Genomic DNA, 19,858 nt, shown 5'->3' with positions numbered 1-19,858 from the left:
GGCCATGCCCGGCAACGTTTCCTTCAGAACGACCAGGTAAACGTCAGCGAGCCGTTGCGACCATCGCCATACGCACCGTAGCCATTGATCTGCGAGAGGTACTTCTTGTCCAGCAGGTTGTTGAGGTTGGCCTGCACGCTGAACTCCGGCGAGATGCGGTAGCGCACGAAGGCGCTGACCAGTGCGTAGCCGCTCTGCTCGATGCGGCCATAGGCCGGCACCGGGTAGTAGATGCGGTTCTGCCAGTTGGCACCGCCACCGACAGTCAGTTCCTGCAGCGACTGCGGGGTGTAGCTGGTGAACAGCTTCAGCGCGGTCTGCGGCAGGTTGGTGTTGATGTCGGCGTCGTTGGCATCCTTGGCCACGTAACGGGAGGCGCCGAACGTGGCGTTCCAGCCCGGTGCCAGTTCGCCGTTGAGCTCGAACTCGAAGCCACGGCTGACCGTGCCGCGTGCGGCGCGATAGGCGAATTCGTTCTGGCTGCCGGGCACCGGCTCGCCAGTGATCTGGCCGACGTTGTCCTGTTCGATGCGGAACACCGCCAGCGAGGCATTCAAGCGGTTGTCGAACCAGGCGCCCTTGACGCCCACTTCGTAGCTTTTGCCATCCACCGGGTCAAGATAGCTGCCGTTGCGGTCCTTCAGCGTCTGCGGCTGGAAGATCTCGGTGTAGCTGGTGTACGCCGAGTAGGTGTCGTTGATGTCGAACACGAGGCCGGCATACGGCGTAGTCACCTTGTGCTGGCGATCTGCGCCTTCGCCCTCGCTCTTCCAGTCGGTGTAGCGCGCGCCGATGATCAGCTTCAACGGATCGGCCAGCGACAGGCGTGCAGCGGCATAGCCGGCCTTCTGGGTGATGGTGCCCTCGCTGGCCAGCGCCAGCGGGTTCCAGTTCGGCTCGCTGATGTTGCCCGTCCAGTTCAGGTAACTGGCGAACGGGTCCCAGCTCTGGCCGGCGCCGCCGACCTGGTAGTCGCCGTGGTTGGCGTAGTCGCGCTTGTTGTAGCTCAGCCCGGCCATGAACTGGTGCTCGCGGCCGAACAGCTGGAACGGACCATCAACGTAGCCATCGACACCGGTGACCTTGCGCTCGGTGTTGTAGAAGCCTGCGGACGGCGAAATGCCTGCACCGGTGGTCTTGTCGAAGTTCGAGGCGCCGGTGGTCCAATCGTTGTACGCAGGGTAGAACAGCTTGTCGTCGGCCTTGGTCTGGTCATGCGTTGCGCCGATCTTGAACTTCCAGCCGTTGCTGAAGGCGTGCTGCAGGGTGGCGAACGCGCGCTTGCTGGTGGTGTCCCAGTAGGTCCAGTTCGGGCTGGCGTTGAACGATTCGTCGTACGGGGTCGCGCTGCCGTCGGAGTACAGCATCGGGAAGCCACCCCAGGTCGCGCCGTTGGCGCGCTTCTGCTGGTAGTCGTAGCCCACGCTGAGCTGGGTATCCGGGGTCAGGTCGGCGTCGATCACCGCATAGCCCAGCGTCTTGCGCTGGTTGTAGCGGTCCATCTGCCCATCGGTGTCCAGGTAGCTGCCGATCACCCGGCCGCGCACGGTGCCGCTGGCGTTGAGTGCGCTGCCCACGTCCACGGTGGTGCGGGTGCGGCCCCAGCTGCCGACGTTGACCGACACGCTGCCGGTCAGTTCGGCGCTGTCGGCGTGCTTGCGGATCAGGTTCACCGAGGCGGAAGGATTGCCGGCGCCGCTGAGCAGGCCGGTGGCGCCGCGCACCACTTCCACGCGGTCATACAGGGCCAGGTCCAGGCCGGAGTCACCGTAGCTCCAGTTCTGCACCATCTGCGTGGGCAGGCCATCGAACTGGTACGCATCGATGTAGAAGCCGCGCGCATAGAATTCGGTGCGCTCGCTGTCGGACTGGGTGCTGGTGACGCCGGTGGTGTTGCCCAGCACGTCGATGATGTCGTCCAACTGCTGATCTTCGATGCGCTGGTGGCTGATGATGCTGACCGACTGCGGGATCTCGCGCGGCGCCAGGTCGAAACGGGTGCCGGCCGAGGTACGGCGCACCGAATAGCCTTCGGCGCGCTCGCCCTTCACTACGACCTTGTCGAGGGTGGTCGGGTCGGTGGCGGTTTCGGCGAAAGCGGTGGGTGCGACGGCGCAGAGCGCGACGAGCACGGCAACGGACAGCCGCTGCGGCTGCGGGGTACGGAGGGCGGAACGGATCATGCGGATTCCTGCAACGGGCACGCGCGTTCGGCCGTCATCCAGGAGTCGAGGCGCTACGGGTAGGGGAAGGGCGGGCAGGCCGTCCTGGCACCACCGGAAACGAAAGAAATGGTAATACGAACTATTCCTATTTACAAATCATGAACAAACGCGTGCGGCCTCGAGGCTCGGCTCGGTTGCCGTCAGCGGGTGCCCTGCGGTTGCAGCAGCGGCAGCGGGTCCCGCGCGCCATCGGCGCCATAGATGCCCCAATGCAGATGGGGCGGCGTGCCCTTGGCGTTGCCGGTGTCGCCAACATGGCCGAGCAGGTCGCCGGGTTGCACCACCTGGCCGCGCGCCAGGCCATCGGCCCAGTCTTCCAGGTGCGCGTAGTAATAGCGCTCGCGTCCCGGCCCGATCACCCAGACCTGGCGGCCACCGAGTCCGCTGTCGCGGATGTCGGCGACAACGCCGGGGGTAGCGCTGCGCACCGGCGTGCCGCGCTTGCCGAAGATGTCGATACCCGCGTGCGTGCGGTCGCGCCCGCGCGGTGCGCCGAAGGTATCGGCGATCTGCCGGGGCCGCACGCCGTCCACCGGTACCGGCAGTTGCGTGGCCGGTGGCATGCGCGAGAGTGTCCACAGCATCTTCGGTGCGGCAGCCCACGGGCTGTTCCAGAAGGCCATCGCCGCGATGACCAGGATCAGCAGGAAGGCGCCACGCAGCAACCAGCGGCGCAGGCGTCTGGCGTTGGAGGGGGAAGCGGTGTTCATGCGTCACCAGTGTAGGAGCAGGACAGGCTCGACGGCATCTGCGTCATGTCAGCGGCACGTCGAACCCGCGCTTCAACGTGCCCAGCGCCACCGACGTGCGGAAGCGCTCGATGTTGTCATCACCGCCGAACAAGCGCTCGGTGATCGCCTCGTATTCCTCCATCGATGCCGCCGAGAGCAGCAGCAGGAAATCGCCGTCGCCGGTGATCGAGTAACACTGCTGCACGGCAGGGTCGTTCTGCACGCGGCGGCGGAACGGGGCGACCTTCTCGCGCTGTTCGCTGACCACGCGCACCTCGACGATGATGGTCAGCGGCCGGCCGATTTTCGCGGCGTCGATCACCGCCACATTGGCGGCGATCACCCCGCTGTCCTGCAGGCGCCTGATCCGCCGCTGCACCGCCGGCGTGGACAGGTGCACGGCTTCGGCGATCTGCCGCTGCGGCAGGGTGTTGTCCTGCTGCAGGAGGGCGAGGATGGCGCGGTCGAAGCTGTCCAGCACGGGGGCGGTGGCCATGGTGAGCAGAAGTTGCACGGACGGGCCGTCAATTGAGCCAAGTGCTCGCCGCCGACGCAATAGACTGGCGGCATGCAGACTTCTCGAATCGCGCCGATGTTGCCGGCGCTGGCGGTGCTCGGCTCGGTCACCGCACTGGCCATTGGTACCTCCTACGCCAAGCAGCTGTTTCCGTTGATCGGCGCGCAGGGCACCAGCGCGCTGCGCGTGGGCTTTTCGGCGTTGTTGCTGCTGCTGTTCTGGCGGCCATGGCGCTGGAAGACCAGCCGCGTGGATGCGGTCACCATCCTGCGCTACGGCCTCACCTTGGGCCTGATGAACCTGCTGTTCTACATGGCCTTGCGCACGATCCCGTTCGGCATCGCGGTGGCCATCGAATTCACCGGCCCGTTGACGGTGGCGATGCTGTCGTCGCGGCGTCCGATCGATTTCCTGTGGGTGGGTTGCGCAGCGGTCGGGCTGCTGTTGCTGCTGCCGATCGGCGGCGGCCCGGCACTGGACCCGGTGGGCGTGCTGTACGCCATGGGGGCAGCAGCGTGCTGGGGCCTGTACATCGTGTTCGGCAAGCGCGCCGGCCACCTGCACGCTGGGCATTCGGTGTCGCTGGGGCTGCTGGCCGCGTCGCTGGTGGTGGTGCCGGTGGGCGTGGTGCATGCCGGTGCGGCGTTGCTGGAGCCGAAGATCCTGCTGGCCGGGCTGGTGGTGGCGCTGGTGTCCAGCGCGATCCCGATGTCACTGGAAATGATGGCGCTCAAGCGCCTGCCGAAGGAGACCTTCGGCATCCTGATCAGCATGGAACCGGCGGTGGCCGCGCTGTGGGCGATGCTGCTGCTGCATGAGCACCTGCATGGCCTGCAGTGGCTGGCCATCGGCTGCACGGTACTGGCCTCGGTGGGCAGCACGATGACCGCACGGCGGTTGAAGGTGCCGGTGGCGCAGGCGGGGTAGCGCCGGGCCACATGCCCGGCGGAGAGCGTGCGGACCAACGGTCCGCACCCACCAGGGCAGCGTGCCAACCAAGGTCCCCTACCAGGGGCGGTAGCGCCGGGCCATGCCCGGCGAGCGCAGCGGCAGCGCTCAGCGCAGGGCGTCGGCCGGGACGTCGATTGCCATCGCCAGGGCAAGATGGTCGGAGAACGCAGCGGGCACCGCTTCCACGGTGCGGGTCTGCAGGCCGCTGCTGACCAGGATGTGGTCGATGGCGCGGTCGGGGCGCCAGCTGGGGAAGGTCGGCACGATGCAGCCGGGCGGCTGCAGCCGGGTCTTCTGGTACAGCACCTGCATTTCCGGACGCTCGGCCAGGCAGTTGAAGTCGCCCATCAGCACCGCATTGGGATGGTCGGACAACAGCTCGGCAATGAAGCCGAGCTGGGCCATCCGCGAACCGGCGCCCAAGGACAGATGCGCTACCGCGACGGCCAGGCCATCGCGACCGTCGCCGAACTTGGCCAGCAGCACGCCGCGCCCGCCGATACGGCCGGGCAGGGCATGGTCCTGCACTTCCACCGGTTCCAGCTTGCTCAGCAGGCCGTTGGCGCTGGAGGCGACGCCACCCATGCGCCGGTTCGGCTGGTGGCTCCAGTAATTGAAGCCGGCGCGTTGGGCCAGGTAATGGGTCTGGTTGGTGAAGCCCGAGCGCAGGCTGCCCGGGTCGGCCTCCTGCAGGCCGACGATGTCATGACCGCGCGCCAAAGTGGCAATCGCGTCAAGGCTGCTGCGCTTGCGACCCGCCGGCAGCGCATGTGACCAGCTGCGGGTCACATAGTCGCTGTAGCGGCGGGTACTTGAGCCGGCCTGGATGTTGGCCGTCAGCAAGCGCAGGGTCCGTGTTGTGGGGGAAGTCACGGCCGGGAAAACGTCTCTTTGATCAGTGAGCCTGGGCCGCACCGCGTTCGCGGGCGATCAGGTGGTCGGCAATGCGCAGCATGTCCGGGAAGCTCTTGCCCTTCACCAGGTACTTGCCGTTGACGATGATCGACGGGGTGCCGCTGATCTGGCTGCGCTGGGCGAACTGCTTGGCCGAGTTGGTCTTGGCATTGACCGCGAAGCTGCCCATGGTGGCGGCGAACTGCTTCGGATCCACGCCGTAGGCACCGTAGAACTTGGCGATGTCATCGACCGAATCAGCACCGCGCTCGCCCTTCAGGGTCTTCTGCGAGTGGATGGCCGAGTACAGCGCTTCGTGGGTCTTCTCCTGCACGCCCAGGGTCTGTGCGGCGTAGAAGGCACGGGCGTAGTTGTCCCAGGTGCCGCCGAACATGGCCGGCACGTAGACGAAGTTCACATCGCTGGGCAGGCCAGCCTTCCACGGGCCGACCAGCGGCTGGAACGCAGCGCAGGCCGGGCAGACGTAACCGAAGATCTCGACCACTTCGACCTTGCCGGCGGCCGGCTGGAACGGCTGGCCGTTCGGGATCAGCTGGTAGTCGGCGCCTTCCACCGGGGCCGGGCCGGTCAGCGCGGCGGTGGTCGGGGCCGGCGCGGCGCTGGCAGCGGTCTTGTCACCTTCGGCAGCCGGGGCAGCGGCTTCGCCGCCTGCGGCCGGCGCGGCCGGTTCGGTGCTGGCCGGGGTCGCGGCCGGTTCTGCCGGGGCGGAGGTGTTGGTGGTGCCATCGTCGGCCTTGCAGGCCGCCAGGATCGGCAGCAGCGCTGCGAGGGCGAGGGCGGCGAAACGGGTCTTCATGGAAGCGTCTCCAGCATCTGGAAAGGTGGGGCCGGCGTCAGGCGCCGGCCAGAGGGAAATGATGACATGCGGCGGCGACAGCGCCGTGTCGATGGTGTGTGTTGGTTCAGCGGCCGCGGGCGGCGCGGGCCTGGGCGATCAGCGCCGAGGCGATGCGCAGCTGGTCGTCGAAGCTCTTGCCACGGACCAGGTACTGGCCATTGATGATGATGGCCGGGGTTCCCGGCACCTGGGTGCGCTGGGCGAAGGCACGGGCGGCATCGACCTTCTTCTGTACCGCCTCGCCGCGCAGGGCCTGCGTGTAGCGCTCCGGGGTCACGCCGTAGGCCTTGTAGAAGTTGGCGAGCTCATCGGCCGAGACGTTCTGCATCGGCAGCGTGCCGTCATCGTGCAGGGCCTTGAACACAGCGGCGTGGCTGCGCTTGGCCACGCCCACTTCGTCGGCGGCGTAGTAGGCCAGTGCCCAGGCATCCCAGGCACCGCCGAAGGCGGCCGGGACCGGGGTGAAGCGCACGTCGGCCGGCAGCTTGGCGGCCCAGGCGGCCAGCTGCGGTTCGAAATGGGCGCAGTGCGGGCAGGTGTAGCCGAACACCTCGACCACCTCGATCTTGCCGGCCAGCGGCTGGAACGGGCCAGGCTGGGCGATGCGCTCGTAGTCTTTGCCTTCGACCAGCGGGGCGTTGGCGGGGGTGGCAGCGCAGGCCGCCAACGGCAGCAGCACCAGCAGGGACAGCAGAAGGCGGGGAATCAACCTCATCGACACGCATCTCCGTTGAAAATGACAACGCCGGCGCAGCCGCCGGCGTGAAGGAAACATACCGCAGCGACGGGCCGTCGTGGCGACCGGCGCCGACCAGTGGCGGTCAGGGGGCGGCAGCCGGTCGCGTCGAAGCGCCTTCGGCGGCGAGATCGTCGGCCTTGTTGTGCAGGCCCTGCAGGTAGCTGGAAAGGGCCTGCACCTCCTGCTCGGTCAGCTTCTGCGCCACCGTGGCCATGATCTGGAAGTGCGCCTTGTCGGTCTCGTTGGTCTGTCCGGCCTGGTACTCCTGCAGGCGCCGGGCGACATAGCTGGCGTGCTGGCCGCCGATGTGCGGGTAGGCCGGGCCGGGGTTGCCGGCGCCGCTGGGGCCGTGACAGGCCATGCAGGCCGGCAGCCCGCGCTGGGCGTCGCCGCCGCGGTAAAGCTGCTGGCCGATCTGGTAGAACTTCATGCCCTTGTACGGGCCTTCGGCCACCGGCGTGTCATCGGCGATGCCGGCGTTGGCCTTCTGCGTGGCGAAGAACGCGCCGATATCGCGCATGTCCTGCGGGGTGAGGTTCTGCACGAAGGGCACCATCGCCACGGCGGCGCCGGAACTGCGCTGGCCATTGGCGATCAGGGCCATCTGCTGGGCGACGTAGCGCTCGCTCTGGCCGGCGATGCTGGGATACATCTCCACCGTGGAATTGCCATCGGCACCATGGCAGGCGGCACACGCGGTGGCCTTGGTCTGGCCGGCCTTGGCATCGCCCCAGGTGGTCTTGCTGAAATCCACCTCGAGCGAGGCGGTCTTGATCGGGCCGTTGTCGGGCAGCGGGGTCAGCGTGGTCTGCGCAAAGGCAGCAGCGGCAACAACGGCAGTAGCAAGGGCGGATACGGCAAGAACGCGAGCGTGGCGCATGCTGAAGCTCCGTATGGACCGGCCGGGCGGCGGCGGCCGGCATCGCCCGGATTATCAACGCCGTTTCCTTGCACGGTCAACGCAGCAGTGCAGCATTTTCCCGCTGGAAGGCCCCGGGCCGGGCGCGCGGCGCCGCAACATGCGATCCTATGCGCATGTCATTGCTCATCGAACGCGCCCAATACCACCTCTCTGCCCACAACATGGGGCAGCTGCCGCCCGATGAAGGTTCTGAAGTGGCCTTTGCAGGTCGCTCCAACGCCGGCAAGTCCAGCGCGCTCAATGCGCTGACCCGCCAGAACAGCCTGGCCCGGGTCTCCAAGACGCCTGGCCGGACCCAGCAGCTGGTGTTCTTCCAGGTTACCCCGGACGCCCATCTGGTCGATCTGCCCGGTTACGGCTACGCCAAGGTGCCGCTGGACCTGCAGGCGCACTGGCAGGCCTTCATCGACCGCTACTTCCGCACCCGCGAGGCCTTGAAGGGGCTGGTGGTGGTGATGGACATCCGTCATCCGCTGAAGGACTACGACCGGCAGATGCTGGCCTATGCCGTGCAGCGTGGCCTGCCGGCGCATGCGCTGCTGACCAAGGCCGACAAGCTCAGCCGCAGCCAGCAGATGCAGACCCTGCAGAAGGTACGCAAGGAACTGCATTCGTCGTTCGGCGATACGGTGAGTGTGCAGGTGTTCTCCGGCTCGGCCCGTACCGGCGTGGATGAAGCCCGCGGCATCATCGGCGGCTGGCTGGGGCTGGAATAAGGCGCTCCGCTGCGCTCGCCGGGCATGGCCCGGCGCTACCCTGATGTTTTCCGTCACCGCGATCCGGTAGCGCCGGGCCATGCCCGGCGGCACATCATTTCAGTGGCGAATATTCCGCCGGTACCCACGCATAGGCCTGGCCTTCGCTGCGCACGTGCCCCAGGCCGGGGAAGGGCAGGTGCGCGCCGGCAACCCACCAGCCCTTGGCGGTGGCTTCCTGCAACAGGCTGCGACGGCTGGCCGTAGCCGCCGTGCGATCCGAATCGGCCTCGAATGCTGCTTCCGGGTGTGCGAACTGCACCGCATGGAAATGCAGCACATCGCCCCACACCAGCAGTGACTGGCCCTGGCTGTCGAAGCGGTAGGACACATGCCCCGGCGTGTGGCCGTGGGTATCCATCGCCACCGCGTGCCCCGGCAGGGCGTCGCCAGGCTGGAAGGTGTGCAGGCGACCGGCGGCCTGGTACGGCGCGATCGCGTTGCGTGCCAGCGCGAAGGCAAAGCGCACGCCCTGCGGTGCCGTGGCTTCGCTGGCCGGGTCGAGCCAGTAGCGGGCATCGGCCTTGGACAGCCACACCGTCGCATTCGGATAGGCCGGCTTGCCCTGTGCATCGAGGATCCCGCACAGATGATCGGGATGGGCATGGGTCAGCAGCACCTCATCGATCTCGGCCGGGTCTACGCCGGCCGCACGCAGGTTGCCCAGCACCTGGCCCTGGTCAGGGCCGAAGCACTGCGCGGTGCCGGCATCGACCAGGGTCAGGTGCTTGCCCTGGCGCACCAGGAAGGCGTTGATCGCGGTCTGCAGGCCCTTCTTGTCTTCGGGCACATAGCGGCCTTCGAGCAGGCGGCTGACCAGCGTTGGCGGCACGTCGACCACTTCCTGCCGGCCGAGCGCAACCACGCCGTCGAACAGGGCCGTGACCTGCAGCGCACCGATGCGCTGGTGTTGCACGCCCGGCACCTGCTGGGTGGGGGCGGGCGAGGTGGCTTCGGCCAGCGCGGCCAGCGGCAGGGAGGACAGGGCCAGCAGCAGGGCGGCGTGCAATGGCAGATGACGCAGGGTCATGGCGGTTCTTCTCGGTGAGTGATGGGCAGGCCCGTTGCGCACAGCGTGCCGTGTTGCGCGTGCGTGCGGCGCTCAAAGCACTGCGCGGAATGCTCAATGGGGGTTATCCGCAGGGCTGCGCCCTGCACCCGCAGAGGCAACAGCAACGGCAACGGCCGAAGCAACAGCAACGGCCGAAGCAACAGCAGAAGCTGGCTTCCTGTGGGGAGGCGGGGTGGGTCCGGTTGCGGGGGACGCCGTGAACCCATCCATGGGGGCTTGGCCGCGGCATCCATGCCGCGGACACCCCCACAACCGGACCCACCCCGCCTTCGACAGATTCCCGCGATCTGTTGGAATGGCATGACCTGCTTTTGGTGGGTGTCGACCTTGGTCGACACGTAGATCCACGCCATGCGTGGATGCTCTTCGAATTCAATTCGGAATCATCGAAATGAATCGAATGAACGTGGAGGAAATCATCCACGCATGGCGTGGATTTACGGGCCACCGGGAAACTGTCGAAGGCGGGGCGGTGTGGGTATGCAGGACCGTTGGCGCCATGGATGGCGCCATCGAGCCCCCATGGATGGGTTTACGGCGTGTCCTGCATACCCACACCGCCCCGCCACCCCACGGAATGCACGCTGTTGCTGTTGCTTCGGCTGTTGCCGTTGCCTCTGCGGGTGCAGGGCGCAGCCCTGCTGAAGAACCCTCAAATATCTGTGGGAGCCAGCCCGTACTGCTCGGCGAAGCGCTTGCTGAAACTCGCTGCGGAACGATACCCCGCGCGCGCTGCCACGGTCTTCAACGGCAGATCGGTGGTGTACAGCAGCTGCATGCCATGGGCCAGGCGCGCTTCGGTCAGCAGCTGGCGCAGGCTGGTGGCTTCGGCGGCCAACCGCCGCCGCAGGGTCGCACCGCTCAGCGCGAAGTGCGCCTCAACGTCGCGCGAATGCCAGTCGCGGGCCGGCTCGGCGGCGATGCGGTCGCGGATCTGCTCGCCCAGCGTCGGTGCGTGCGGCAACAGCAGGTTGCCGTGGCCCTGCCGGCACCACGCCAGCACCAGCGTGGCCAGCGCCAACCGCGCTTCGCTGTAGTGGCCGTCCTGCAACGACTGCCGCCAGCTGCGCAGTACCGTGGCGTGATCGCCCAGCGCCTGCCGGGCCAGCGCCGCTCCGGCCGTTGGCAAGGCCTCGCTCCACAGCGTGCGCGCTGCCGCCAGGACTTCCGTGCACAGCGGCACGATCGCGCTGAGGTAGCGGCCGGTCTGCGGGTCCGGTGTATTGACCACGTCGATGCGGCAGCGCTGGGTGATCAGCAGGATGTCGCCGGGGACGAAGGTCAGCGACTGGTGGGCGGTACGTACCTGCTTGCGGCCTTCCAGCAGGATGGCGAACTGTGGCTGGGGAATCTCCACCGAACTGGCACCGTGCTCGCGGCGGGCGGTGATGCAGGCATAGCCCTCAGCGCGTTGGCAGCCGGCCAGGCTGGCCATCTCCGCCAGTAGTGCCATGGCGGTGGGGGGCATACCGGTCATATGACGTGCGCGCCCAGCAGGCGACCGACCGCGGCCGCGGCGGCCATCGCCAGTGCACCCCAGAACATCACGCGCAGGGCGCCGCGCGTGGGTGATGCGCCGCCGGCGCGTGCCGCCATCGCGCCGGTCAGGCACAGGCCGGCCAGCGTGCTGACCGTGGTGGCCGTGGCGACGTTCTGTACCGGCGTCAGCAGTGCGGTCAGCACCGGCAGCGCGGCGCCACAGGTGAAGGCGGCGGCCGACGCCAATGCGGCCTGCAACGGCCGCGCGCGCAGTTCCTCGGTGATGCCCAGTTCGTCGCGCGCGTGGGCACCCAGCGCGTCGTGGGCGGTCAGCTGTTCGGCAACCTGGCGCGCCAACGCCGGCTCCAGCCCGCGATGGCGGTAGATCGCGGTCAGTTCGTCCAGTTCGCTGTGCGGGTCTTCGTGCAGCTCGCGCTTCTCCATCGCCAGATCGGCATTCTCGGTATCGGCCTGGGTCTGCACCGACACATACTCGCCGGCGGCCATCGACATCGCGCCGGCCACGGTGCCGGCCACGCCGGTGGCCAGGATCGTGCTGGCCGAGGCGCCGCTGGCGGCCACGCCGACCACCAGGCCGGCGACCGAGACAATGCCATCGTTGGCGCCCAGTACGGCGGCCCGCAGCCAGCCCACGCGATCGGCACGGTGCAGCTCGGGATGTCGTGAATGGCGGCTCATGGCCCTGAGTGTACGAGGGTCAAGAGGGTGTCGGTAGGATGCTGAAACCCGTCACCGTCGCATGACGTAACGAGCCGCCACGCTATAGTGCGCCCTTGCGATGCAAGGCTCCCAGCCCCACATCCCCTGCCACCGTCCAGCGAGCCACCCCCTTGTCGAGCCCCAGCCACGTCGCCGATACGCCCATTACCGACCGCTCGCAACTGGTGGCGGAGATCGCCTCCGGCGAGAAGCCCCGTTCGCAGTGGCGCATCGGTACCGAGCACGAGAAGTTCGGGTTCCGCCTGGATGACCTGCGTCCGCCGACCTTCGATGGCGAGCGCGGCATCGAGGCCCTGCTCAACGGCCTGGTCCGCTTCGGCTGGACGCCGGTGCAGGAGAACGGCAACACCATCGCCCTGCTGCGTGATGGCGCCTCGGTGACCCTGGAGCCGGCGGGCCAGCTGGAGCTGTCCGGTGCGGCGCTGGAAACCATTCACCAGACCTGCGTGGAAACCGGCACCCACCTCAATGAAGTGGCGCAGGTGGCCGGCGAACTGCAGCTGGGTTTCCTCGGCATGGGCTTCCAGCCGAAGTGGACGCGCGATGAAATGCCGTGGATGCCCAAGGGCCGCTACAAGATCATGCGCTCGTACATGCCCAAGGTCGGTTCGCTCGGCCTGGACATGATGACCCGCACCTGCACCGTGCAGGTGAACCTGGATTACGCCAGCGAAGCGGACATGGTGAAGAAGTTCCGTGTGTCGTTGGCGCTGCAGCCGATCGCCACCGCACTGTTCGCCGACTCGCCGTTCACCGAAGGCAAGCCGAACGGCTACCTCAGCTACCGCTCGCACATCTGGACCGATACCGATGCCGACCGTACCGGCATGCTCGACTTCGTGTTCGAGGACGGCTTCGGTTACGAGCGCTATGTCGACTACCTGCTCGATGTGCCGATGTATTTCTCCTACCGCGATGGCATCTACCACGATGCCAGCGGGCAGAGCTTCCGCGACTTCATGCAGGGCAAGCTGCCGGTGCTGCCGGGCCAGCTGCCGACCCTGCGCGACTGGTCGGACCACACCACGACCGCGTTCCCGGAAGTGCGGTTGAAGAAGTACCTGGAAATGCGCGGTGCCGATGGTGGCCCGTGGAGCCGGCTGTGTGCGCTGCCGGCCTTCTGGGTGGGCCTGCTGTACGACGACACGGCGCTGGATGCGGCGTGGGATCTGGTGCGTGACTTCAGCCTGGCCGAGCGCCATGCGCTGCGTGATGGGGTGCCCAAGCACGCGATGGGCCTGCCGTTCCGCGGTGGCACCGTGCGTGACCTCGCCCGCGAGGCGGTGAAGATTTCGGTGGATGGGCTCAAGCGCCGTGCGGCGCGCAATGCCGATGGCCAGGATGAAAGCAAGTTCCTGGACGTGCTGCAGGAAATCGTCGAGTCCGGCCTGACCCCGGCCGAGCGCAAGCTGGCGCTGTTCCATGGCCGCTGGCACGGCGACGTCGACCCGGTGTTCCGCGAGTTCGCGTACTGAAAATGCGCCCGCCGGGCATGGCCCTGCGCTACCCGCCACGAATCCGGTAGCGCCGGGCCATGCCCGGCGGGGGGCTTTCGCAAAAAAACCCCGGCAATGCCGGGGTTTTTCATTCCATCAGCGCAGCGATCAGGCCTTGATGGTGGCCATGTCGATCACGAAGCGGTAGCGCACATCGTTCTTGGCCATGCGCTCCCAGGCTTCGTTGACGTTCTTGATGTCGATCATCTCCACGTCGCTGACGATGCCGTGCTCGGCGCAGAAGTCCATCATCTCCTGGGTTTCGGCCATGCCGCCGATCGCCGAGCCGGTCAGGCTCCTGCGACCGAAGATCACGCTGCCACCGGTCAGCGGCGGGTCCAGTTCGGTCAGCACACCGACCAGGCACATGGTCGCTTCGCGCTTGAGCAGGCCCATGTACGGGTTGGTGTCATGGCTGACCGGGATGGTGTTGAGCAGGAAGTCGAAGCTGCCGGCATGCGCCTTCATCTGCTCGGCATCGCGCGAAACCAGCACTTCGTCAGCGCCCAGGCGCTTGGCATCGGCGCCCTTTTCCGGGGTGGTGGTGATCATCACCACGTGCGCGCCGAGCGCCTTGGCGAACTTCACGCCCATGTGGCCGAGGCCACCCAGACCGATCACGCCGACCTTCTGGCCCGGGCCGACCTTCCAGTGGCGCAGCGGCGACCAGGTGGTGATGCCGGCGCACAGCAGCGGCGCGGCTGCCTTCAGGTCCAGCGTTTCGGAGACCTTGACCACGAAACGCTGCTCGACCACCACGTGGTCGGAATAGCCGCCGTAGGTCGGTGCGCCGCTTTCACGCTCGCGGCCGTTGTAGGTCCAGGTCGCACCTTCGGCGCAGTACTGCTCCAGGTCGTGCTGGCAGGCATCGCAATGGCGGCAGGAGTCGACCATGCAGCCGACACCGGCGTGGTCGCCGACCTTGAAGCGGGTGACCTCGCTGCCGACTTCGGTGACCCGGCCGATGATCTCGTGGCCCGGCACCATCGGGTAGATCGAGCCACCCCAGTCGTCGCGGGCCTGGTGCAGGTCGGAATGGCAGATGCCGCTGTACAGGATCTCGATGCGCACATCGTTCGGGCCAACCGCGCGGCGCTCGAATTCGAAGGGCACCAGCGGGTCGGTATGGGTGTGGGCGGCGTAACCACGGGCGAGGGACATGGGGAATCCTTGGCAGGGTTTGTCGAAAGGCGTTTTACAATACGCTCCGTACCTCGGGGTAAGAAGCGTATATATCGGCATGATTCATCAAGGCAGACTGCACAATCATGGCCACTGACAACCTGACCCACCTGGCCGCCTTCGCTGCGGTCGCCCGCCACCGCAGTTTCCGCCGGGCTGGTGCCGAGCTGGCCCTGTCGACCTCGGCGGTGAGCTATGCGATCCGCGCGCTGGAGGAACGGCTGGGGGTGGGCCTGTTCCACCGTACCACCCGCAGCGTGGCCCTGACCGAGGCCGGGCAGCGCCTGCTGGAGCGCCTGCAGCCGGCGCTGGGGCAGGTGCATGACGCGCTGGAGGAAATGAACCACTTCCGCGCGGTGCCGGCCGGCCTGCTGCGGATCAATGCGACGCGGGCGGCGGTGGCGACCCAGTTGGGGCCGCGGCTGGCGCGGTTCCTGCACGCGCATCCGGACGTACGGGTGGAGCTGACCGAGAACGATGGCCTGGTCGATATCGTTGCCGAGGGCTACGACGCTGGCGTGCGCCTGCACGAGTTCGTGCCCGAGGACATGGTGGCGGTGCCGATGGGGCCGCCGCTGCGCGGATTGATTGTCGGTTCACCCGAGTACCTGCGGCGCCGGCCGGCCCCGCAGCATCCGCGCGACCTGGCCGCGCACGAGTGCGTACGTTTCCGTTTCGCCAGCGGCCATCTGTACAAGTGGCAGTTCGAACGCGATGGCCAGACCCTGGAGATCGACGTACCGGGTCGGCTGACGCTGTGCGAGCAGGGCACCGTGGTTGGCGCGGTGCTTGATGGCATCGGCCTGGCCTATGTGCTGGAAGACACCGCGCGGCCGTATCTGGACGACGGCCGACTGGTGGCGGTGCTGGAAGATTGGAGCGAACCGTTCGCCGGGTTTGCGCTGTATTACCCGAAGCAGCGGCAGATGCCAGGTGCGCTGCGTGCGTTCGTGGACATGCTGCGCGAGTGAATGGCGATCACCCGCATCAGTAGATCCACGCCATGCGTGGATTGGCGCCCGCTACGCAGCCAGCAATTCATTCGACCAGCGCGTCATACCCTGCATCGCTGAACTGGATCAGGCAGAAGCCATGGCCGAACGGATCGGACAGCACGGCGATCTTTCCCCAGCGGCGTTCGCGGATGGGACGTTCGAGCGCGGCTCCGCCCGCAACCGCGCGGGCAAGCGCCGCGTCGATGTCAGCGACCACCCAGTCCAGATGCACGGGTGTCCAGTGGCGCTCGTAATCGCGCACATCGCCGTCTTCGGTCGCTGCGCTGCCGGCATCGTTCTGCAGCAGGTACAGCGGCGTGGGGCCACCGAGCAGTTCCAGCGCACCGGGGCCAAGGCGGCGGCCGACCCGCAGGTCGAAGGCTGCGGTGTAGAAGATTTCAGCGGCAGCAAGATCGGGCACGTCGAGGTTGACGATGAACGAAGTGGTGACGGAGTTCATGGAGACTTTCGTCATGTTGTTGGGCACGGATGTGCGGTCTAGGATCGAACTGTAGTTCAGGATCGGAGTGCCCGGTCGTTGCGATCGGTGGCCTCGTTGCCAGGGAGGATTCCATGCGGGATCTGGAAGTGGAAGCGCGAGTACGCAAGCTGGAGCGACGGGCAGGCCGATGGCGCTGGCTGCTGGTAGCTACCCCCGTCCTATTGATGGCGATTGTGCTGGCCGGTCGCGGTTTTGCCAGGCTGGAGGTCGGCATTGTTCCGGAGATCCGCACCCAACGCCTGATCGTGCTTGATCAGGAAGGGCGCAAGCGGGTGGAGATCGGTGAGGACGCGCCGGATCTGGACATCAAGCGCAATGCCCGGGTGGCGGGGTTGATCATCTTCGATGGCAATGAACAGGAATGCGGAGGCATGGTCACCGCCGACGATGGCAGCGCTACGGTTGCCCTGGATGCGCCGCGTGGCGTCGGCTATCGCGTGTCAGATCGGGCCGGAATGAAAGTGGGAGCGGACGGTTCGGCGCTCATCGGTGTCCTGTCCAATGCCGGGGGCTTTGCCGCAAGGCTGATCGCGCAGGGGGCGGAAGGACAGTTGGAGGTGAGCCGCGTGGATTCCACCGAAGGCCGAGCATCCACCCGTGTGATCCACGTGGAGGCCGATAGCAGGTGATGGAACAACCACAGACTCAAACAGGGAGCGCAACATGCATGAGCAGGATATAGCCGTACGCCTGGAACGCCTGGAACACAGGCTGCGCCGCAGGAATCTGCTTGCTGCCTCGATGTTCGCGCTGGGCGCATCGTTGGCCCTGATCGGGACCAGCGTAGCCACGCCCGATGCCGACGTAGTGCCGGAGATCCGTACCTACAAGCTGACCGTGCTCGACAGTGAAGGGCGCACGCGCGTGCAGATTGCCGAGGATGCCAGTGACATTGCCCGCAACTCACGCGCAACGGGCATGACCATCTACGATGCGAAGGGCGATGAGCGCGGTGGCATCGGCACCATGGCCAACGGCAGCGCGGTAATGGCGTTGGATGCACCGGTTGGCGTGGGATACAAGGTTCGCGATCGGGCGGGTATGAGAGTCGCGCCCGATGGCACCGCCGTGATCACGGCACTGTCCAACGAGGGCAGCTTTGCCGCCAGCCTGGTGGCGCAGGGCAACCAGGGGCGGCTTGAGCTGAGCCGCAAGGACTCGGCCAGGGGCGAGATCAGCACCCGTGTGCTGACCTTTGATTCGGACTCGACGAAGGTCGAGAAGGTGCCGTGATGTGTTCGGTGGCGAATGGCGCGCCGCATCCACGCGTGGTGTGGATCTACGGGGCCGGCGGGTAGTCGAGGTAGCCCTCGCTGCCGCCGCCGTAATAAGTGCTGCGGTCGGGGATGGCCAGCGGGACATCGCGCTGCAGGCGCTCGACCAGATCCGGGTTGGCGATGAACGGTTGGCCGAAGGCGGCCAGATCGATGATGCCTTCCTCGACCAGGCGCAGGGCGCGTTCGCGGGTCATGCCGCCGGCCAGGATCACCGTGCCGCCGTAAGCCTGCTTGAAGGCCTTGAGGAAGGCCTCGCCGATCGCCGGTGCGCCGTGCAGGTAGTTGTCGTTCAGATGCACATAGGCCAGCCCGCGCTTGCCCAGTTCCTCGGCCAGGTACAGATAGCTGGCTTCGTTTTCCGCATAGGCGGGCATGTCGAAGACCTGGCTGTTCGGCGCAAGGCGCACGCCGATGCGGTGCGCGCCGATGCGCGCGGCCATCGCATCCACGGTGTCCAGGATCAGCCGCGCGCGGTTGCGCAGCGAACCGCCGTACACGTCCTGCCGGTCATTGGTGACCGGGTTGAGGAACTGCTCGAACAGATAGCCGTTTGCCGCATGCAGTTCGATGCCATCGAAGCCGGCGGCGATCGCGTTGTCGGCACCCTGCACGAAGTCGGCGACGATGCCCGGCACTTCTTCCGTGCTGAGTGCACGCGGCGGCGTCGGATCGGCATGGCCACGGCTGCCGTCGTCCAGATAGACGAACGAGGTGTTCTTCGGATCGCTCGCCACCGGCCGCGTGCCGGCGCTTACCGGCTGGCCGCCGTCGGGCTGCAGCGAGGCGTGTGACATGCGGCCGACGTGCCACAGCTGCGCGAAGATCGCGCCCTGCGCAGCGTGTACAGCGTCGGTGACAAGCGTCCAACCGGCCACCTGCTCGGCCGACCAGATGCCCGGCACGTCGATGTAACCCTGGCCCTGCGCCGACACCGGCGTGCCTTCGCTGATGATCAGGCCGGCGCTGGCGCGCTGCCGGTAATACTGGGCGGTCAGCGCATTGGCGATGGCGCCGGGGTTGCGGGCGCGGGTCATCGGCGCCATCGCGATGCGGTTGTGCAGGGGTAGTCCAGCGAGGTCGAAGGGGCGGAACAGGGCGGCGGTCATGTCAGTCATCTCGGAGCGGGGGAGGGCGCCAACGGCGCGACAGCACCATGATGGAGTTGACATGCGGGCACATAAAGGCGGTAGATTTCCCGTCAGGCGGGACAATCTGTCCCCAATGAGCGAGCCTGCCGATGCTTCCCGTCGAATCCCTGAATGGCCTGGCGACCTTCGTCACCACGGCGCGCTCGGCCACCTTCACCGAGGCCGCCGACGCGCTGGGCATCTCCCGCTCGGCGGTCGGCAAGGCCATCGCCCGGCTGGAAACGCGGCTGGGCGTGCGCCTGTTCCATCGCACCACCCGGCGCATCGCGCTGACCACCGACGGCGAGGCGTACTACGCCTCCTGCGCCGCGGCCCTGGATGAAATCGCGGCGGCCGAAGCCTGCCTGAGCTCGGCTGCGCATCTGCCGAGCGGCCGCCTGCGCATCGACATGCCGTCCTCGTTCGGGCGGCTGGTGGTGCTGCCGGTACTGCTGCGCATGTGCAATGAACACCCGGACCTGCAGTTGACGATGACCTTCACCGATCACTTCGTTGACCCGGTGGAAGAGGGCATCGACCTGCTGATCCGCTTTGGCGGCCTGCATCACGCCGAGCACCTGGTCGCGCGCAAGCTGGCCAGCCAGCGCCTGGTGACCTGCGCGTCGCCGGCCTACCTGCAGGCCTATGGTGTGCCGCAGACGCTGGACGAACTGCGCGACCATCGCAGCGTGGTCGGCTTCCGTCATGGCCAGTCGGTGGCGTGGCGGATCGGCAGCGAGGGCACCAACGGCAGCTTCATCCCCAGTGCCACGCACCAGCTCAACGATGGCGATGCGGTGATCGAGGGGGCGATCGCCGGGTTGGGGATCTGCCAGATGCCGATGTCTCTGGTGCGCCATCACTTGGAATCCGGTGCGTTGCAGTCGGTACTGGACCACTGCACGCAGCACCATGTGGACATCCATGCGCTGTGGCCACAGACGCGGCATCTGCGGCCGAAGGTGCGTTACGTGGTGGAAGAGCTGACCCGGCTGGCCGCAGAGGGGGCGTTCGATTGAGGTCCGGATCGGCTCCTGTATACTATCCCCCAGTATAGTTCCGAGGCCGGCCCACGATGCCGCACTCTCCCGAAGAGAAAAAGAAGGTTCTGGCCCGCGTGCGCCGCATCCGCGGCCAGTGCGATGCGCTGGACCGCGCGCTGGAAGCCGGCGCCGACTGCGGGCCGGTGCTGCAGCAGATCGCCGCCATCCGTGGCGCGGTCAACGGCCTGATGTCCGAAGTGATGGAAGCGCACCTGCGCGAGGAGTTCGGCCAGCCCGCCGCCTCCGATGAACAACGCGCCGAACGCGTGCGCGACATGAGTGCGTTGATCCGCTCGTACCTGAAATGAACGACGGCGCGACACAGCGCCGCGCATCCTGTTTTCCGCAAGC

Annotated in this window: 21 protein-coding genes; 8 read left to right on the top strand and 13 right to left on the bottom strand. The window is 67.1% G+C overall.

Annotated features, from left to right (window positions below):
• Positions 1 to 23: 23 nt before the first annotated feature.
• The 3 genes from fhuE to CR918_RS15800 form a co-directional block, all read right to left on the bottom strand.
• On the bottom strand, positions 24 to 2,183 hold the full coding sequence (fhuE, locus tag CR918_RS15810; RefSeq protein WP_099843669.1) for a ferric-rhodotorulic acid/ferric-coprogen receptor FhuE: 2,160 nt from the start codon (positions 2,181 to 2,183) through the stop codon (positions 24 to 26).
• Between the two features lie 182 nt (positions 2,184 to 2,365).
• Entirely contained in the window at positions 2,366 to 2,935 is a 570-nt protein-coding gene (locus CR918_RS15805) for a M23 family metallopeptidase (RefSeq protein ID WP_099843667.1), read from the bottom strand.
• Positions 2,936 to 2,978: 43 nt separating this feature from the next.
• Positions 2,979 to 3,452, bottom strand: coding sequence for an Lrp/AsnC family transcriptional regulator (locus CR918_RS15800; protein ID WP_099843665.1), 474 nt, complete (start codon positions 3,450 to 3,452; stop codon positions 2,979 to 2,981).
• Between the two features lie 72 nt (positions 3,453 to 3,524).
• Here CR918_RS15800 and CR918_RS15795 point away from each other — a divergent pair, with 72 nt between their 5' ends.
• Positions 3,525 to 4,400: an EamA family transporter gene (locus tag CR918_RS15795; protein ID WP_025878667.1), complete on the top strand. Its 876-nt coding sequence runs from the start codon at positions 3,525 to 3,527 to the stop codon at positions 4,398 to 4,400.
• 129 nt (positions 4,401 to 4,529) lie between these two features.
• Here the strand turns inward: CR918_RS15795 and CR918_RS15790 are convergent, their stop codons facing one another.
• The 4 genes from CR918_RS15790 to CR918_RS15775 all read right to left on the bottom strand — a co-directional run bounded on the left by CR918_RS15790 (position 4,530) and on the right by CR918_RS15775 (position 7,796).
• Positions 4,530 to 5,297 (bottom strand): endonuclease/exonuclease/phosphatase family protein, encoded by a 768-nt coding sequence (locus CR918_RS15790; RefSeq protein WP_032952088.1) that lies wholly within the window; start codon positions 5,295 to 5,297, stop codon positions 4,530 to 4,532.
• 22 nt (positions 5,298 to 5,319) lie between these two features.
• Positions 5,320 to 6,135: a thiol:disulfide interchange protein DsbA/DsbL gene (locus CR918_RS15785; protein ID WP_025878665.1), complete on the bottom strand. Its 816-nt coding sequence runs from the start codon at positions 6,133 to 6,135 to the stop codon at positions 5,320 to 5,322.
• A gap of 106 nt (positions 6,136 to 6,241) precedes the next feature.
• Positions 6,242 to 6,892: a thiol:disulfide interchange protein DsbA/DsbL gene (locus CR918_RS15780; RefSeq protein WP_025878664.1), complete on the bottom strand. Its 651-nt coding sequence runs from the start codon at positions 6,890 to 6,892 to the stop codon at positions 6,242 to 6,244.
• 106 nt (positions 6,893 to 6,998) lie between these two features.
• Positions 6,999 to 7,796 (bottom strand): c-type cytochrome, encoded by a 798-nt coding sequence (locus CR918_RS15775; protein ID WP_025878663.1) that lies wholly within the window; start codon positions 7,794 to 7,796, stop codon positions 6,999 to 7,001.
• Between the two features lie 155 nt (positions 7,797 to 7,951).
• Between CR918_RS15775 and yihA the strand changes: the two genes are divergently transcribed.
• Positions 7,952 to 8,554 (top strand): ribosome biogenesis GTP-binding protein YihA/YsxC, encoded by a 603-nt coding sequence (gene yihA, locus CR918_RS15770; protein WP_025878662.1) that lies wholly within the window; start codon positions 7,952 to 7,954, stop codon positions 8,552 to 8,554.
• A 94-nt stretch (positions 8,555 to 8,648) separates the two neighbouring features.
• Here the strand turns inward: yihA and CR918_RS15765 are convergent, their stop codons facing one another.
• The 3 genes from CR918_RS15765 to CR918_RS15750 form a co-directional block, all read right to left on the bottom strand.
• The gene (locus tag CR918_RS15765; protein WP_033831998.1) at positions 8,649 to 9,623 is read right to left on the bottom strand and encodes an MBL fold metallo-hydrolase; all 975 of its coding nucleotides are present in this window, start codon (positions 9,621 to 9,623) and stop codon (positions 8,649 to 8,651) included.
• Positions 9,624 to 10,317: 694 nt separating this feature from the next.
• Positions 10,318 to 11,142, bottom strand: coding sequence for a helix-turn-helix transcriptional regulator (locus CR918_RS15755; RefSeq protein WP_099843661.1), 825 nt, complete (start codon positions 11,140 to 11,142; stop codon positions 10,318 to 10,320).
• Positions 11,139 to 11,843, bottom strand: coding sequence for a VIT1/CCC1 transporter family protein (locus CR918_RS15750; protein WP_033831997.1), 705 nt, complete (start codon positions 11,841 to 11,843; stop codon positions 11,139 to 11,141). The genes CR918_RS15755 and CR918_RS15750 overlap by 4 nt, the downstream gene beginning before the upstream one ends.
• A 152-nt stretch (positions 11,844 to 11,995) precedes the next feature.
• Here CR918_RS15750 and CR918_RS15745 point away from each other — a divergent pair, with 152 nt between their 5' ends.
• Positions 11,996 to 13,360 carry a glutamate--cysteine ligase gene (locus tag CR918_RS15745; protein ID WP_025874082.1) on the top strand — a complete coding sequence of 455 codons (1,365 nt, stop codon included), beginning with the start codon at positions 11,996 to 11,998 and terminating at the stop codon, positions 13,358 to 13,360.
• Between the two features lie 129 nt (positions 13,361 to 13,489).
• On the opposite strand, the gene CR918_RS15740 is transcribed toward CR918_RS15745, so the two are convergent.
• Positions 13,490 to 14,542 carry an NAD(P)-dependent alcohol dehydrogenase gene (locus CR918_RS15740; protein WP_099843660.1) on the bottom strand — a complete coding sequence of 351 codons (1,053 nt, stop codon included), beginning with the start codon at positions 14,540 to 14,542 and terminating at the stop codon, positions 13,490 to 13,492.
• Between the two features lie 107 nt (positions 14,543 to 14,649).
• Between CR918_RS15740 and CR918_RS15735 the strand changes: the two genes are divergently transcribed.
• Positions 14,650 to 15,534, top strand: a complete 885-nt coding sequence (locus tag CR918_RS15735) for a LysR family transcriptional regulator (RefSeq protein WP_025874084.1) — start codon at positions 14,650 to 14,652, stop codon at positions 15,532 to 15,534.
• A gap of 67 nt (positions 15,535 to 15,601) precedes the next feature.
• Here the strand turns inward: CR918_RS15735 and CR918_RS15730 are convergent, their stop codons facing one another.
• On the bottom strand, positions 15,602 to 16,018 hold the full coding sequence (locus CR918_RS15730) for a VOC family protein (RefSeq protein ID WP_099843658.1): 417 nt from the start codon (positions 16,016 to 16,018) through the stop codon (positions 15,602 to 15,604).
• Positions 16,019 to 16,131: 113 nt separating this feature from the next.
• Between CR918_RS15730 and CR918_RS15725 the strand changes: the two genes are divergently transcribed.
• A complete protein-coding gene (locus CR918_RS15725; protein ID WP_133119694.1) occupies positions 16,132 to 16,689 on the top strand; it encodes a hypothetical protein in 558 nt (185 codons plus the stop codon).
• A gap of 34 nt (positions 16,690 to 16,723) precedes the next feature.
• Positions 16,724 to 17,293: a hypothetical protein gene (locus tag CR918_RS15720; RefSeq protein ID WP_099843654.1), complete on the top strand. Its 570-nt coding sequence runs from the start codon at positions 16,724 to 16,726 to the stop codon at positions 17,291 to 17,293.
• A gap of 46 nt (positions 17,294 to 17,339) precedes the next feature.
• On the opposite strand, the gene CR918_RS15715 is transcribed toward CR918_RS15720, so the two are convergent.
• Complete coding sequence (locus CR918_RS15715) at positions 17,340 to 18,443, bottom strand: alkene reductase (RefSeq protein ID WP_099843652.1); 1,104 nt, start codon at positions 18,441 to 18,443, stop codon at positions 17,340 to 17,342.
• Positions 18,444 to 18,574: 131 nt separating this feature from the next.
• Between CR918_RS15715 and CR918_RS15710 the strand changes: the two genes are divergently transcribed.
• Both CR918_RS15710 and frmR read left to right on the top strand, forming a co-directional pair.
• Complete coding sequence (locus tag CR918_RS15710) at positions 18,575 to 19,483, top strand: LysR family transcriptional regulator (RefSeq protein WP_099843650.1); 909 nt, start codon at positions 18,575 to 18,577, stop codon at positions 19,481 to 19,483.
• 56 nt (positions 19,484 to 19,539) lie between these two features.
• The gene (gene frmR / locus CR918_RS15705) at positions 19,540 to 19,815 is read left to right on the top strand and encodes a formaldehyde-responsive transcriptional repressor FrmR (RefSeq protein WP_005411009.1); all 276 of its coding nucleotides are present in this window, start codon (positions 19,540 to 19,542) and stop codon (positions 19,813 to 19,815) included.
• Positions 19,816 to 19,858 lie beyond the last annotated feature (43 nt).

This window comes from Stenotrophomonas indicatrix (assembly GCF_002750975.1).
Taxonomy (GTDB): Bacteria; Pseudomonadota; Gammaproteobacteria; order Xanthomonadales; family Xanthomonadaceae; genus Stenotrophomonas; species Stenotrophomonas indicatrix.
The sequence above is the reverse complement of the archived record's forward strand: the minus strand, read 5'-3'. Positions and strand labels throughout refer to the sequence as shown.